Origin of the sequence: Boseongicola sp. (assembly GCA_014075275.1) — a bacterium.
Taxonomy (GTDB): Bacteria; Pseudomonadota; Alphaproteobacteria; order Rhodobacterales; family Rhodobacteraceae.
Map to the genome: position 1 here is coordinate 2,145,474 of CP046179.1, position 14,133 is coordinate 2,159,606.

Annotated in this window: 12 protein-coding genes and 2 pseudogenes; 8 read left to right on the forward strand and 6 right to left on the reverse strand. The window is 55.5% G+C overall.

Annotated elements, in window-relative coordinates; all coding sequences use genetic code 11:
- Window positions 1–31 precede the first annotated feature (31 nt).
- From GKR98_10770 to GKR98_10795, 6 genes and pseudogenes are all read left to right on the forward strand, one after another.
- Window positions 32–1,450, forward strand: coding sequence for a 2-isopropylmalate synthase (locus GKR98_10770; protein ID QMU60060.1), 1,419 nt, complete (start codon window positions 32–34; stop codon window positions 1,448–1,450).
- A 208-nt stretch (window positions 1,451–1,658) separates the two neighbouring features.
- The gene (locus tag GKR98_10775; GenBank protein QMU58633.1) at window positions 1,659–2,015 is read left to right on the forward strand and encodes a cupin domain-containing protein; all 357 of its coding nucleotides are present in this window, start codon (window positions 1,659–1,661) and stop codon (window positions 2,013–2,015) included.
- A gap of 10 nt (window positions 2,016–2,025) precedes the next feature.
- Window positions 2,026–3,594, forward strand: a complete 1,569-nt coding sequence (locus tag GKR98_10780; GenBank protein QMU58634.1) for a 2-isopropylmalate synthase — start codon at window positions 2,026–2,028, stop codon at window positions 3,592–3,594.
- Between the two features lie 112 nt (window positions 3,595–3,706).
- On the forward strand, window positions 3,707–4,174 hold the full coding sequence (locus GKR98_10785; protein QMU58635.1) for a DUF1203 domain-containing protein: 468 nt from the start codon (window positions 3,707–3,709) through the stop codon (window positions 4,172–4,174).
- Window positions 4,175–4,420: 246 nt separating this feature from the next.
- Window positions 4,421–4,894: pseudogene (locus tag GKR98_10790) on the forward strand (OmpA family protein).
- Window positions 4,895–5,420: 526 nt separating this feature from the next.
- Entirely contained in the window at window positions 5,421–6,146 is a 726-nt protein-coding gene (locus GKR98_10795) for a peptidase (GenBank protein QMU58636.1), read from the forward strand.
- On the opposite strand, the gene GKR98_10800 is transcribed toward GKR98_10795, so the two are convergent.
- Together GKR98_10800 and GKR98_10805 are read right to left on the reverse strand one after the other, a co-directional pair.
- The gene (locus GKR98_10800) at window positions 6,143–7,069 is read right to left on the reverse strand and encodes an alpha/beta fold hydrolase (protein QMU58637.1); all 927 of its coding nucleotides are present in this window, start codon (window positions 7,067–7,069) and stop codon (window positions 6,143–6,145) included. The two genes, GKR98_10795 and GKR98_10800, sit on opposite strands and share 4 nt — an antisense overlap.
- A 5-nt stretch (window positions 7,070–7,074) precedes the next feature.
- Window positions 7,075–7,365, reverse strand: coding sequence for a sterol carrier family protein (locus GKR98_10805; protein ID QMU58638.1), 291 nt, complete (start codon window positions 7,363–7,365; stop codon window positions 7,075–7,077).
- A gap of 134 nt (window positions 7,366–7,499) precedes the next feature.
- Here GKR98_10805 and GKR98_10810 point away from each other — a divergent pair, with 134 nt between their 5' ends.
- Complete coding sequence (locus GKR98_10810; protein QMU60061.1) at window positions 7,500–7,997, forward strand: tetratricopeptide repeat protein; 498 nt, start codon at window positions 7,500–7,502, stop codon at window positions 7,995–7,997.
- Window positions 7,998–8,086: 89 nt separating this feature from the next.
- Here GKR98_10810 and GKR98_10815 read toward each other — a convergent pair whose 3' ends face one another.
- Window positions 8,087–8,908, reverse strand: coding sequence for a hypothetical protein (locus GKR98_10815; protein QMU58639.1), 822 nt, complete (start codon window positions 8,906–8,908; stop codon window positions 8,087–8,089).
- A 654-nt stretch (window positions 8,909–9,562) separates the two neighbouring features.
- On the opposite strand from GKR98_10815, the gene GKR98_10820 reads away from it, so the two are divergent.
- The gene (locus GKR98_10820) at window positions 9,563–10,048 is read left to right on the forward strand and encodes a hypothetical protein (protein QMU58640.1); all 486 of its coding nucleotides are present in this window, start codon (window positions 9,563–9,565) and stop codon (window positions 10,046–10,048) included.
- A 181-nt stretch (window positions 10,049–10,229) separates the two neighbouring features.
- On the opposite strand, the gene iolB is transcribed toward GKR98_10820, so the two are convergent.
- From iolB to GKR98_10835, 3 genes and pseudogenes are all read right to left on the reverse strand, one after another.
- Window positions 10,230–11,036 carry a 5-deoxy-glucuronate isomerase gene (gene iolB, locus GKR98_10825; protein ID QMU58641.1) on the reverse strand — a complete coding sequence of 269 codons (807 nt, stop codon included), beginning with the start codon at window positions 11,034–11,036 and terminating at the stop codon, window positions 10,230–10,232.
- 16 nt (window positions 11,037–11,052) lie between these two features.
- Window positions 11,053–12,882: a 3D-(3,5/4)-trihydroxycyclohexane-1,2-dione acylhydrolase (decyclizing) gene (iolD, locus tag GKR98_10830; protein QMU58642.1), complete on the reverse strand. Its 1,830-nt coding sequence runs from the start codon at window positions 12,880–12,882 to the stop codon at window positions 11,053–11,055.
- A 194-nt stretch (window positions 12,883–13,076) separates the two neighbouring features.
- A pseudogene (locus GKR98_10835) lies at window positions 13,077–14,107 on the reverse strand (substrate-binding domain-containing protein).
- Between the last annotated feature and the right edge of the window lie 26 nt (window positions 14,108–14,133).

The window sequence follows — 14,133 nt, forward strand, 5'->3', positions numbered from 1 at the left end:
TGACCATAAGCGTGGGATGAAACCGACCGTGATGACCAAGATGAAGCTGAAAATTGGCGCAAGTGTATTGGCGTTGAGTGTGGCACTGGCCGGAGCGGCAGACGCTCAGGATGGCCGGGTAACAACAAAGCAATACGATGATGGCGGGGTTTACGAGGGCACGTTCAAGGACGGCAAACAGCACGGAACCGGCACCTACCGGCTGCCGAACGGCTATGTTTATTCCGGCGAGTGGGCTGATGGCGAGATTCGCGGTCAAGGTCGTGCCGAGTTTCCGAATGGCTCGGTTTACACCGGCGAGTTCGTTGCCGGTAAGCCGGAAGGGCGCGGCGAGATCACCTTTGCCGATGGCGGCACATACTCGGGCGAATGGAAAGACGGAAAAATTAACGGCACCGGGGTGGCACAATATGCCAATGGTGTTCGCTATGAAGGCGGCTTTACAGATGCGCTGCACGACGGTCAGGGCAAGATGGAAAGCCCGAATGGCTATGTCTACGAAGGGGCCTGGGCCAGCGGGATCAAAGAAGGCTCTGGCCGCATCCAATATCCGGATGGCGCAATCTACGAGGGCGAACTGGTGCGCGGCGTGCGCGAGGGCCAGGGCACACTGACTATGCCTGACGGGCTGACATATGTCGGGTCCTGGGCCAATGGTCAGATCAACGGCACTGGTGTGCTGACACAGTCCAATGGTGATATCTACGAGGGCAATCTGGTTGACGGCAAACGTCAGGGCGCCGGAAAGGTCACCTATTCCAACGGCGACGTTTACGAAGGCGACTTTGATAGTGATCGCCGACAGGGACAGGGCACATTTACCGGAACTGACGGCTATATATACGCAGGCGGCTGGAGCGACGGCCGCATCGAAGGATCGGGCAAAGTCACTTATCCCGACGGTTCGGTCTATGAAGGCACATTCAAAGATGATGTTGCCGATGGCTCGGGCCTGATCACCTACCCGGACGGAAACACCTATGAAGGCCAGTGGCTCGCGGGCGTCATCGAAGGCAGCGGCGTGGCAACTTATGCCAATGGGCTGGTCTATGAGGGTGAATTCAAGGATGCCAAGATGGACGGGCAAGGCAAAATGACTTTTGCCGACGGCTATGTCTACGAAGGCCAATGGGCGAACGGTCAGCGCGAAGGCGTGGGCACTGCAACTTATTCCGATGGCACAATCTATGAAGGTGCTTTCGTATCTGGGCAACGCCAGGGCCAAGGCACGATCAACATGCCGGATGGCTTTACCTACACCGGTGCATGGACCGGTGGTGAAATCGACGGCGAAGGCACGGCAACCTATGCCAACGGCGACGTTTACGAAGGCACGTTCGTGCGTGGCAAACGTCAGGGCAACGGCACAATCCGTTATGCCAACGGCGAGGAGCGTTCGGGCACCTGGGAAAATGGTGCCCTGGCCGACGAAACCACAGACGGCAACTGAGCCCGATCATTGTGAATTGCGGACTTTACAAGGCCGATCCGGCCCCATAACGTCTGTGCCCATGAGCAACTTGCCAGACATATCCATTTCCCGTGCGTTTTCGCACGCTGGCCTGCTTCTACTCCTTAGCCGCCTCTGAGCGTGCCTTTTGGCGCGACCGCTCAGAGGGGACGACGCGCCATTTCACAAAGGCTTAGGAGACAACATCATGAAAGCGATAAATCTGGCGGATAAACTTTCGCATTTCACCACCCATTGGAACCCGCATGTGGTTGCCGATTACAACGACAACGATGTAATGGTGGTGAAATTCAAAGGCGAGTTTCCGTTTCACAAACATGACACCACAGACGACTTCTTCCTTGTCCTTGAGGGCGAGATGTTCATGGACAGCGATGGCGACAGCCCGGTCTGTGTGGGTGCTGGCGAGATGATCGTCGTGCCCAAAGGTGCCATTCACCGCCCCCGTGCCGAGGAAGAAGTCAAAGTGCTTCTGATCGAGCCAAAAGGCGAACCCAATTCCGGCGATGCAGACCGTGTGCCTGCGCCGAAACCACGTATCTGAGGATAAGATCATGTCCAACAAAGACCATGTGTTGATTTTCGACACGACCTTGCGCGACGGCGAGCAATCTCCTGGCGCGACCATGAGCCATTCTGAAAAGCTGGAGATTGCCGGACTTCTGGACGACATGGGCGTTGATATCATTGAGGCCGGGTTTCCAATTGCTTCGGAAGGTGACTTTGAGGCAGTCAGCGAGATTTCGCGCCGCTCGAAGAATTCCGTAATCTGCGGGCTGTCGCGGGCCAACTTCAAAGATATCGACCGCTGTTGGGAGGCTGTTCAGCACGCTGCGCAGCCGCGGATACACACCTTTATCGGCACTTCGCCGCTGCACCGCGCCATTCCGAATCTGACGAAAGACGAGATGGCCGATCGCATCCACGACACGGTCACCCATGCGCGCAATCTGTGCGACAATGTGCAGTGGTCCCCGATGGATGCCACACGCACCGAATGGGATTATCTGTGCCGCACAGTCGAGATTGCGATCAAGGCCGGGGCAACCACGATCAACATCCCCGATACCGTCGGTTATACAGCACCGCGCGAAAGCGCCGATCTGATCCGAAAGCTGATCGAGACGGTTCCCGGCGCGGATGAGGTGATCTTCGCCACCCATTGTCACAACGATCTGGGCATGGCGACGGCGAACTCGCTGGCAGCTGTAGAAGGTGGCGCGCGCCAGATCGAATGCACAATCAACGGTCTGGGCGAACGCGCGGGCAACACCGCGCTGGAAGAGGTCGTGATGGCGATGCGGGTTCGCAAAGACATCATGCCATTTTCCACCGGCATCGATTCCACTAAACTGATGCATATCTCGCGCCGAGTCGCGACCGTCTCGGGCTTTGCGGTGCAATACAACAAAGCCATCGTCGGCAAAAACGCCTTTGCCCACGAAAGCGGCATCCATCAGGACGGCATGTTGAAGAACGCCGAAACGTTCGAAATCATGCGCCCTGAAGACGTCGGCCTGTCCGAGACAAATATCGTCATGGGCAAACATTCGGGCCGGGCTGCTCTGCGTTCGAAACTGAAGGACTTGGGTTTCGATCTGGCCGATAATCAGTTGAACGATGTCTTCGTGAGGTTCAAAGCGCTGGCGGATCGCAAGAAGGAAGTGTTCGAAGATGACCTGTTGGCGCTGATGCGCGATCAGGAATCCGGCGATGCCCACGACCACATTCAGGTAAAGTTCCTGCGCGTGATCTGCGGCACCGAAGCACCGCAATCGGCTGACCTGACCCTGACAATTGATGGCGAAGACAAGCAGACAACGGCGCAGGGCGATGGACCGGTTGATGCGACTTTCAACGCGGTTTCAGCGTTGTTCCCGCACGAGGCAAACTTGCAACTCTATCAGGTGCACGCGGTGACCGAAGGCACAGATGCTCAGGCGACAGTGAGCGTGCGGATGGAAGAGAATGGCCGCATTGCCACCGGTCAGTCGGCAGATACCGACACCGTGGTTGCCAGCGCCAAGGCTTATGTCAACGCGCTGAACCGGCTGTTGGTACGGCGGGAAAAGTCAGACCCGGACGCCGACGTGAAACAGGTCAGCTATAAAGACGCAGGGTAACATCTGCCACGGGTCGCCCCAACGGGCGGCCCGCATCTTCAATGCGCATGAAACGGATTGGACGCCGCATACAAGCGACTAATCTGCCCTCGACACTTACAACGAGGACCTCATGTCGTTTCAAATCCACGCCCTGTCCCCCACCCCTTTTCAACCACTCTTTAAGCTGTCGCCGGAAGAATTGGCGCGCCGTGGTGCGATCAAAGTCACTGCTCATAGTGATGTCGGATTCCCGTGCCGTGTCAGTCTAAAAGAGGCCCGGAGCGGAGAACTCCTTATTCTGGCTAATTACCAGCACCAGGCGGCCAATTCACCCTATCGGTCTTCGCACGCAGTCTACGTGCGAGAAACTGCGACGCAGGCGCGATTGGCACCAGGAGTGATCCCGGACGTTCTGGACGGACGGCTGTTGTCTTTGCGGGGGTTCAGTTCTGACGACATGTTATTGACGGCCGAAGTCACAGAAGGCCATGCAGCGGCGCCAGGGTTGATCAACATGTTCGAGAATACCGACGTGAACTATATCCACATACACAACGCCCGCGAAGGATGCTTTCACGCCAGAGCCACGCGGGCGTGATTCTTAAGTTGGGCCCAGCGGCGGGCTTCGTCGGCTGAATCAACGAAATTAACCTCGTAATACGGGAATATACGCTGGTCGTTTCTGCGCCATGGCTAATCAGTGCAATTATTCCGACATTAATTACGACAATTTTGTCTTATTTTGCATTAGTCGCCCTAATTTTGCCACAATTGCGCCCTAGAACTGCCGTCATACCGCATGTGTTCCTGCGGTTTGTGTTTGTAACGAGTGTGAGGTCCGACGATGTGTGTTTCGTCCCTTAAAGTATTATCCATCTTGCTAGGCACTGCCGCTCTCACCGGCTGTGCAGCAACTTCTGAAATCTCGCGTTCTGCGACCGTTCTGCAAGTTCCGCAGGCGGCAACATTGTCGGCATTGGCTCGGCAATTCCAGGCCGAGACTCCTAACGTTGTTCACTTTGGTTTCGACGAGGATTTCCTGGACGCAGAAGCCGAAGCGCTTCTCAGCGATCAGGCAGAGTGGATTCTTGAACACGAAAACGTAAAATTCCGCGTATATGGCCATGCCGACCGTGTTGGCAGCCAGGAATACAACGAAGACCTGGGACTTCGTCGCGCTCAAAGCGTTGTCGATTACCTGGTCGAACAAGGTATTGATGCGAACCGTTTGGAAGCCATGGTGTCCTTCGGTGAAGATGCACCAGCTATTGAAACCGAAGTCCGGGAGCGCGCGAACCGTCGCGTTGTGACCGAGGTTTTCGCGCTGATCCTGCAACAGCCTGTTGCAGGCGTTGAAGGTCCCGACGGAACAATTGTGCCGGTCACGGTTGTTATCGAGGACCCAGCTCCGACGCCGGATCCCGAACCAACACCTGATCCTGAGCCAACGCCAGATCCTGAGCCGACGCCGGACCCAGAGCCAACGCCTGATCCCGAACCGACACCGGACGATGACGGTGGCAAGAATCCAAATTCGGGTCGCGGCAATGGTGACGAAGATGGTGATCCCGGCAAATCCGGCGGCAAAAACAACGGCGGTGACGAAGTATAAACTGCTAACAACCAGTTGCTCACGGCGATGCGCGTAACCCGTCCCGGTTGCAGCACGTCGTCTGGGTGGGGCTGGGGCGTGATCCGGGTGGGGATCACGCCCCATTTTAATTAAAATACCCGGAAATTTTGTAGATGATTGTCATTGGGGATGCGCCGTACTGACGCTCTTGCCGCCGTCATCACCTGCCATTAGTAGTGCGCGCAGAAGCACTTATTCAAAGAACTTGTCCATGACCTACTGTGTCGGCCTGAAACTGAATGACGGCATCGTCTGCCTGAGCGATACGCGTACCAACGCGGGGTTGGACAACATTTCGACATATCGAAAGATGTTCACGTTCGAAGTGCCGGGTGAGCGGGTAATCGTGATCATGACGGCTGGCAGCCTGTCGGTAACTCAAACGACGATTGCGCGGCTGGACGAAGCAACCACGGACACCGAGGCGACGCCGGAAACTTCAATTCTGCTGGCACCGACCATGTTGAAAGTGGCCGAAATGATTGGCCGGGCGCTGAATGACACCAGTCAGGAAGTTGGCAGCCGTATGGGCGAAACAGCGGCCAGCGCTTCGGCATCGATGATCGTCGCCTGTCAGCGTCTGGGAGGGGATATGCGCCTGTTCCTGATCTATCCCGAGGGCAATTTCATCGAAGCCACTGCTGATACGCCCTACTTGCAGATTGGCGAGCATAAGTATAGCAAACCCATATTGGACCGTGTTGTCACGACCGAGACGTCATTGGCGGATGCAAAAAAGGCCGTGTTTTTGAGTATGGATTCGACATTGCGGTCAAATCTGAGCGTCGGAATGCCGCTTGATCTGGCCGTAATCTCGGCTAACGAATGCCGGATCACCGAACAACGGCGCATCGAAGATCAGGACGCGACCTTTCGCGCCATGAGCGGCGCTTGGTCCGAAGCCCTGAAAACCGCGTTTACTGGTATCGACGTTTAGGACGCCGACAGAAAGTCGATGGCGCGCTTCATAAAGTGGCTGCGAATGCCGGGCACTTCCATCATCATTTCGTGTTTTGCGCCGGGGACAATTTCCAGTGTTGCAGATGGCCAGAGGTCGTGGGCTGACTTGATTGCGTCCAGTTCAACAACTTCCTCGTTAGTCCCAACCAGTGTGAGAACCGGAATTTCCGGGCGCGCTGCGTCATAAAGCGCTGACATTTCCTCGTGGGCGACCTCGAACCAGTGGATGGTCGGGCCAGCCAATGCCAGTTCAGTTGACGCCTCGGCCTGCCGCCGGAGATAGCCATAATGATCAACGTCGCTGGTCAGAAGACTGTCGGCCAGATTTGTTTCCAGCACATAGCTTTCAGGTGACGTGCCCGGCATGACCTTCAGATGAGACCCTGCCAGCCGCGCGAGCGTGGGCAGGACTTTGGCCGCCGGACGCAACGCCGGCATCACATGGATACCCCACATCGGAGCGGAAAAAACCGCGCGCTCGACGGCCAATCCATCTATCAGCGCGCGTAGGCCAATGCATCCGCCCATGGAATGAGCCAGAAGTACCCTCGGGCCAGACAGCTTGAAGGCATCCACGGCAGCAACGAAGGCCCGCACATCCTTTTGGTAGTCGGCGAAGTTCTGGACGTGCCCCAGCCGTGTGTCTGCAATCAGGCGGTCAGAATACCCCTGCCCGCGCCAGTCGATCGCGGCAACGTTGAAACCCGCCTTGATCAGGTCCATCGCCACGCGACCGTATTTCTCAAGATATTCAGTGCGGCCGGGAAACAGCAGAACCGTTGCCCGGGCGTCGGCGGCTGTCCACAGACCCAGCCGCAGCCGCACGCCATCCTCGGTGGCGACCCACCTGAGCTGAACCTGCTCAGGGCCTTCGGCCAGAGCGGCGTGGAAGGGTGGCATATCGGTCAGGACAGCACCGAACCAAGGCGCATGGCCACGCCCATGTCGCCGTCCAGTTTCAAACGCCCCGTCATGAACGCCGATGTGGCATTCAAATTGCCGGAGAGCAAATCCTGAAAGGTCTCGACATCAGCAGTCAGTGTCACTTCGGTGTCATCATCACTGGCCCGCACGCCGTCCTGATCCAACACGATGCTGCCTTCGCCTTCGATGGCAAACTTGGCCGAACCGTCAAATCCTGCACCGTCCAGCTTGGCGTTCAGCGCCTGCACGGCTTTGTCGATAGTCTCGCTCAAAACGGTTTCCTTTATTTGTGACTTTCCCGGGTCTCGTAATTTCCCCGGATTGCGTTAGATTTAAAAATGACATGCCCAAGAATGCTTCATACCTCAAATGTGCCGTAACGGCAGTTTTCGCAAGTCTGGTTTTCCTGCCCTCTGCCAATGCGCAGGATGCGGAACTGGACACGCTGTTTGAGGGGCTGAAAACCGCCGACACCGCAGCTTCGGCCCAGATTGAAGGCCGCATTCAGGTGATCTGGTCGCAATCCGGTTCTCCGTCCATGGATTTGCTTTTATCGCGCGGGCGACAGGCGATGAGCGAAAGCGATTTCAAACTGGCAATCGAGCATTTCTCGGCCCTGATAGACCACGCGCCGGATTTTGCCGAAGGTTATAACGCGCGGGCCACGGCCTATTATCAGACCGGTCAGTTCGGCATGTCATTGGAGGATATCCAGAAAACCCTGTCGTTGAACCCACGCCATTTCGGCGCGATGAGCGGGCTTGCGTTGATATTTGAAGAGATTGGCAAACCCGAGGGTGCATTGGCTGCCTGGCGAGAGGTTGCCAGGATCAACCCAAATCGCGAGGGGCTGCAAGAGACAATAGAGCGGTTGGAGCGTTTGACCGTGGGCCGGGATATCTAACCAACGGACCAAAACGAAGTTCAGACAAAGAAAAAGGGGCGGCCAATCGGCAGCCCCTTTTCAATTTCGATTTGGCAGTGCGCCCTGACTTAGGCCGCTTTCTTCATCTTACGTCTGCCAAGAACACCCAGGATACCAAGTCCGGCAGCCATCAGAGGCAGGCTTGGCGGGACAGGGATAATGGTCGGTGCTCCGCAGCCTTCTGCAAATAGACTGCCGACGTTGAAGTTCGCCTTATCCTCTGGATTTGTTCCGATGTATACGCAGTCAACGCGGTTGTTGGCTCCATTGGACGCATTCCATGTGAAGGTGTTGATGCCCTCAAAGTAACCTTCCTGGATGACAACGATATAGCCGATCTGATCGCTCAGTAGATGATCCGCTCCTAGTGGTCCACTTCCGACATCACCTGCAAGATAGATGTCTAGCCCTTCAAAGCTGTCTGCGGCTGCGTCCAGTGTGAAGGCAAGAATTTCTCCGGTGCCTGACCAGGTCTCAAGTTCATCGTCAAAGGCGATGTCCTGATCATATAGCCACATGGTGTTGTCGTCGTTAGCACCTGTGCCCTGGAAGTTGATGTAGAACGCCAACAGATCGAATTCTTCATCTTCTGTGAACTCACCGTCGTGATACCTTTCGGCATCTTCAGTCGCATCATCGATCAAGTCAGGCGACAAAACTGTCGGATCACCTTGTGTCGTCTCCAGGAAGCAGTGCTTTGGATTTGGCCCATCGTCTGCACATCTGGTCGAACTGTTCAAGTTGGACGGGTCAAACATGTACCCATCCTTTTCGTAGATTTTCCAGCCGTTGTTAGCGTCTTCGAAATCAAATCCCAAAATGGCCGCATCTGCCGCTGCACCTGCAACTGACAACGAGGCCGCCAATAATAGCGTTCTTGTAATATTCATAGTGTCCCCCACCAAAGGTACGTGCGCAAAATTAATAGGGCGCGCAGCAATTACACGATGACGTTAACCGGTTTTTGCTCATCGACCAAGAAATGCGGCGAAAAAGTGGCGAAATACTGCTCAAATTATGCACTGCCATCAGTGTTTAACACGCATACCGCGAGCGTTGTTTTATTAAAAGAAACAATAAAACTGAACTCAATGCCATTGTCGCGATAATCGAAAGTTAGCCCAAAACCTGAAGTCATTAGATAACTCGACCTGCCGAGATTTTTAGTAGCTGTGATTCGTACTGAGTGGCCGTTTTTTTAGCCAAGTCACGCACGAACTCCTCCTCGTTGCTTGTTTGAGAAGAAGACCCGAAAGGGCGATTTTTAAAAGTTATGCCCCCAGTTCAACCTTGATCGGCAACAGGTTGGAGGTGGCGAATGATAAGGTAAATTGTTGAAAAACAAATACTTACGATAATCTATGACATTTTTCCCTCTCGAAAGAATAATGAATAAACACTTCCAGCAGCGTATAGCGCCCAAATGTTGGGTGCGGCTTATACTGGGTGGGAACCTGTGTAACTCTTAGAAACCTTAGCTGTTGCGACAGTTATAGGAATGGCAACCGAAGCTGCGAGCACAGCGACCGTGTATTCTGGCGACAATGATTGTTCAGGATTGTTCGGCCAAGGCTTTGACAAGTGCCAAACGAAAATCGCCAATAGTTTACAAAAACAGTGTTGAAGAAGGAAAAGAGGACAGTAATTCGATTTTTCCATTTGTCGCTGGCGACGAATTTTCATTTGAATACGACGAAGAAACTACGGACTCGGGCTCTTGGTCCCATACTTTGGGCGATGATGACCCGCTGGTGACTGCCCTGGTCGCTAATGGCGGCAATATTTCGTACTTTTTACGATCGACATGGGTGATTTTGGTGGTCTTGGCGGGTTGGCAGCGATGCGCCGGCGCAAGAAAGCGGCCTAATTACCCTTGGGCTGTTGCATTAGCAATTTTGGGCGGCACGCTTCGCGCATGCCGCCTTTTTCTTTGTTCGATAAGCCGAGACACCCGCGTTCAGATATATGGTGTCCATTCCTGTCAGACTGGCATTCATCAAAGGTTAACTCTTGGGTCGCAAAATGGCTGATAAGCGCAAAATCTAACAGACTCCGCACGCAGCCACCGACGCTATAACGACGCATTACCGACGCGATACAGACAGAGGTTTTCGCGCTACGAAGCTGAAATAATTAGAATTTTTAGATTAAGCGATCTCTGCACAAAATTCGGCATCGACCGTTGCGATAAGATTTTGTTAACCCGCTACATCAGGCGTCTTTTTCAGCGATCCAGTTGTGATCCGGGTGGTTCTTGAATCGCCATTTGCGCAATGGCCCGGCCATCACGTTGAGATAATACATCTCATACCCATAGGGTGCCCCGCAGGGGTGATGTCCCTTTGGCACCAAGACAACATCATGATCTGAAACAGAAATTGTCTCGTCCAACGTTTCATCTTCCGTCCAGACACGTTGAATTCCAAAGCCCTGAGCCGGGTTCAGACGATGATAATAGGTCTCTTCCAGGAAGGTCATGTTTGGAAAGTCGTCTTCGTCATGCCGATGCGGCGGATAGGACGACCAATGCCCCGAAGGTGTGAACACCTCGGTCACCAGCAAACTATCGGCCACGTCGCGACCTTCCATGGCTATATTGTTGATATAGCGCGTATTTGTGCCCTTGCCGCGCGGCTCGGTGGCGATACCGTCAGGGCCAATTACGGCCGCCTCGTGCCCGCCCGATCCCGGCGCCGTACAGACGGCCAAAGTGCAATCCGTGGTCGCCAGTGCCGTCCAGTCGGCGTCGTTTGGCACGTAAAGGCAATGGGGCGGCGTGCGTTCAAACACGTTCATCCGCTCGCCCATTTCGCCAAAATCCTGACCACTGGCGGTCAGCCGCGCCTTGCCTTCGACCAGCACCAGAATAGCCTCGCGACCTCCGGTAGCTTCGGCAATCTGTTCTCCAGCCGTCAACCGATAGAGCCCAAAGCCCACATAGCCCCAGCCAGCACTTTCGGGAGTGATATCATGCACTTTCCCGGCAGTGCCGTTGGGTTTGCAAAGCAAATGACTCATTTCGACTGCGCCTTGTTCAGGTTTCGTTACGGGCCTTCAGGCCAGCTTCGTATTTGACCCGAGCTGCCTGAACTTCTTCGCGTTCGCTTACCTCTGGCACGGCAACTTCCCACCAGCTGCCGCCAAATTCGGTCGATGGATATGGGTCAGTATCAATGACAGCGACGAATGGGCCAGCGGCTTCTTTTGCCCGCTCCAATGCCTCTTCCAGTTCGGCGATCGAGCCCACGTGCACGGCTTCGGCCCCCATACTGGCGGCATGTGCTGCAAAGTCGATCATCGACGGGTTAACATGATAGGAGTGATCCAGCAGGTTATTGAATTCTGCCCCACCGGTCGCGCTTTGCAACCGATTGATGCAGCCAAATCCCCGGTTGTCTGTGATCACAACAGTGAACTTGATGCCCATCATGGCGGCTGTCGCCATTTCGGAGTTGGCCATCAAATAGCTGCCATCGCCAACCATGCAGATCACATCGCGATCCGGGTCGGCCATTTTGACGCCGAGGGCACCAGCGATCTCGTAGCCCATACAGGAAAAGCCGTATTCCATGTGATAGCTGCCCACATCCCCGGCTTTCCAAAGTTTATGCAGCTCGCCCGGCATGGTGCCCGCGGCTCCCATAACGATGGTTTTTTCGGTGCTGGACCGTTGAACAGCGCCGACGACCTGCATGTCAGTTGGCAAGGCGTTGCCATCTTTGGGCGCATCGGTCAGCGGATCAACGTTGTTGAACCATGTGGTCTTTTCCGCTGCGTCAGGTGCTTCGGCCTTGTAACTGCCCAATCCCGTCGACAGTTCTTGCAAACCAACACGCGCATCTGCGTTCAGCGGCAATGCGCCATGTTTTACGGCGTCATAGGCCTGAACGTTCAAACAGGCGAGTGTGCGTTCGGGTGCCTTGAAGATTGACCAAGACCCGGTTGTGAAGTCCTGAAGGCGCGATCCCACGCCCAACACCAGATCGGCGCGGCCACAGGCATCGTTTGCCGGGTCACCGCCGGTGACACCGATGGGCCCCAGGTTCAACGGGTGATCCCATGGCATCGACGATTTACCGGCCTGCGTTTCGGTCACGGGGATATTGTGCGCTTCGGCAAATGCCTTCAGCGCCTCGGTCGCACCAGAGTAAAGCACGCCGCCGCCAGCGACAATCACCGGGTTTTTGGCTGCGCGAATGGCATCGGTCACGTCGGCCAATTCGTTGGCATCCGGGCGAATGCGGCGCATTTTCCAGACCCGGGGCTTAAAGAACTCTTCGGGGTAATCATAGGCTTCCGACTGGGTATCCTGGCAGAACGCGACGGTTACCGGACCGCATGTGGCAGGGTCCATCATTGTGGCGATGGCGCGTGGCAGAGCTGTCAATATATGCTCAGGCCGCGAGATGCGGTCGAAGTACCGACTGACCGGACGGAAGCAATCGTTGGCAGAGACTGTTCCGTCTGCCCAGTTCTCAATTTGCTGAAGGACCGGGTCGGGACCACGGGTTGAGAAGACGTCGCCGGGGATCAAAAGAACCGGCAGGCGGTTGGCGTGGGCCAGGGCCGCAGCGGTTACCATGTTGGTTGCGCCCGGACCAATGGACGAAGTGACGGCCATCGCTCGCGTGCGGCGCATCTGTTTGCCATAGGCAATTGCTGTATGAGCCATCGACTGTTCGTTGTGTCCGCGATAAGTGGGCAATGCCTCGCGAGAGGCATATAGCGCTTCGCCAATTCCGGCGACGTTGCCATGGCCGAAAATGCCCCAGACGCCCGCAATGTAGGGGACACCATCTTCGGTTAGTTGCGCGGTCAGATACCGGACGAGAGCCTGTGCGGCGGTAAGACGGATCGTGCTCATAACGTTTCCTTCATCTTTTCAGGCGAGAGTTCAGGTCGTTGGCAACCTGCACCCAGTAAATTTCTAACTGACATCCATTTGCCAGCGTTCGCGCGGACTCTGGCGAGGCAACGCCGGTCCGTCAATTCCGGCACCGCGAGAATCCATCATTGGTGCAATCGCTTGAGGTTGAGAAATGATAGAATTCTATCACACTAAACCGACTCAGGCAGGTAAAGCGCGGGATCAAGAAATAGCTGTCCGGGTAACGGCGCAGCGTCTTGCTTCAATGTTTGGGCCGCCAGTCGCACCAACGCCCGACAAAGTGTGTCAACCGGAGTCCCGATGACCATCGTCACATAACGCTCGGCCAATGCGATCCGACTTTCGGGGGTCAATTCATTGACGACCAGTGCAACTTCGCCGGGCGCACGGGTTTCGCGAAGGGCGGCGATTGCCCCCTCCATGCCGCCACCAGCACAGTAAAACCCACAAAGATCCGGGTGACGCGATAACAGATCCAGCGTCGCCTCATAAGTTAACTGCCGGGTTTCGAGATTGACCAATGTGTCCAGCACCGTGGCATCAGGTCGGTGCTCGCGAAAATAACTTCTGAAACCAGTCTCGCGCAGCTCGTGACCGTGCCAGCGGTGACCGCCGACAAAGATCGCGATCTTGCCGGGTCGCTGGGCCGCAGTTGAGACCATATGTGCTGCAATTCGCCCTATTTTAAGTTGTTAAGGCCGATATAGCTTTGGCGCACGCCCTGTGCGAAATCGTTCATTAGGGCAAAGCATGGGATGCCTTCATCCTTCAGGCGGCTGACTGCATCGGTCACCGCAACATGGTTGATCGCGGTCGACGCAACGACATCGGCTGTGCCTATCATCGCCTCGAAATGCGCAGCCATATCAGCGGGCGCCTGACTGGCCGAAAACACGATATGCGGGCGAATGCGAATGCCGTCTTCGGCGGCGGCAGCGGTTATCGCGGCAGCGCGCAGGGATTTGTAAAAAGCCTGACGTTCCTTATTCAGGACCAATCCAAGAACCAGCTCGGGTTTTTCCCATTCGACACGCTGTTCAATCAGCCCGACGGCGTGAAATCCGATCTGTTGCGCAGCGGCAAAAACCTTGCGCTGGGTTTCTTCGCGGACAGGTGCGCGGGCATTCAACACCCGGTCCACCGTGGCCACACTGACCCCGGCCGAGCGCGCGACATCTGAGATGGTTGGGCGACGTGCCATGGGGCATCATGCAATGATTCTATCAA

Coding starts and splice junctions, on each gene's coding strand:
- GKR98_10770 (QMU60060.1), top strand. CDS start 32: ATGACCAAGATGAAGCTGAAAATTGGCGCAAGTGTATTGGCGTTGAGT.
- GKR98_10775 (QMU58633.1), top strand. CDS start 1,659: ATGAAAGCGATAAATCTGGCGGATAAACTTTCGCATTTCACCACCCAT.
- GKR98_10780 (QMU58634.1), top strand. CDS start 2,026: ATGTCCAACAAAGACCATGTGTTGATTTTCGACACGACCTTGCGCGAC.
- GKR98_10785 (QMU58635.1), top strand. CDS start 3,707: ATGTCGTTTCAAATCCACGCCCTGTCCCCCACCCCTTTTCAACCACTC.
- GKR98_10795 (QMU58636.1), top strand. CDS start 5,421: ATGACCTACTGTGTCGGCCTGAAACTGAATGACGGCATCGTCTGCCTG.
- GKR98_10800 (QMU58637.1), bottom strand. CDS start 7,069: ATGCCACCCTTCCACGCCGCTCTGGCCGAAGGCCCTGAGCAGGTTCAG.
- GKR98_10815 (QMU58639.1), bottom strand. CDS start 8,908: ATGAATATTACAAGAACGCTATTATTGGCGGCCTCGTTGTCAGTTGCA.
- GKR98_10820 (QMU58640.1), top strand. CDS start 9,563: ATGATTGTTCAGGATTGTTCGGCCAAGGCTTTGACAAGTGCCAAACGA.
- iolB (QMU58641.1), bottom strand. CDS start 11,036: ATGAGTCATTTGCTTTGCAAACCCAACGGCACTGCCGGGAAAGTGCAT.
- iolD (QMU58642.1), bottom strand. CDS start 12,882: ATGAGCACGATCCGTCTTACCGCCGCACAGGCTCTCGTCCGGTATCTG.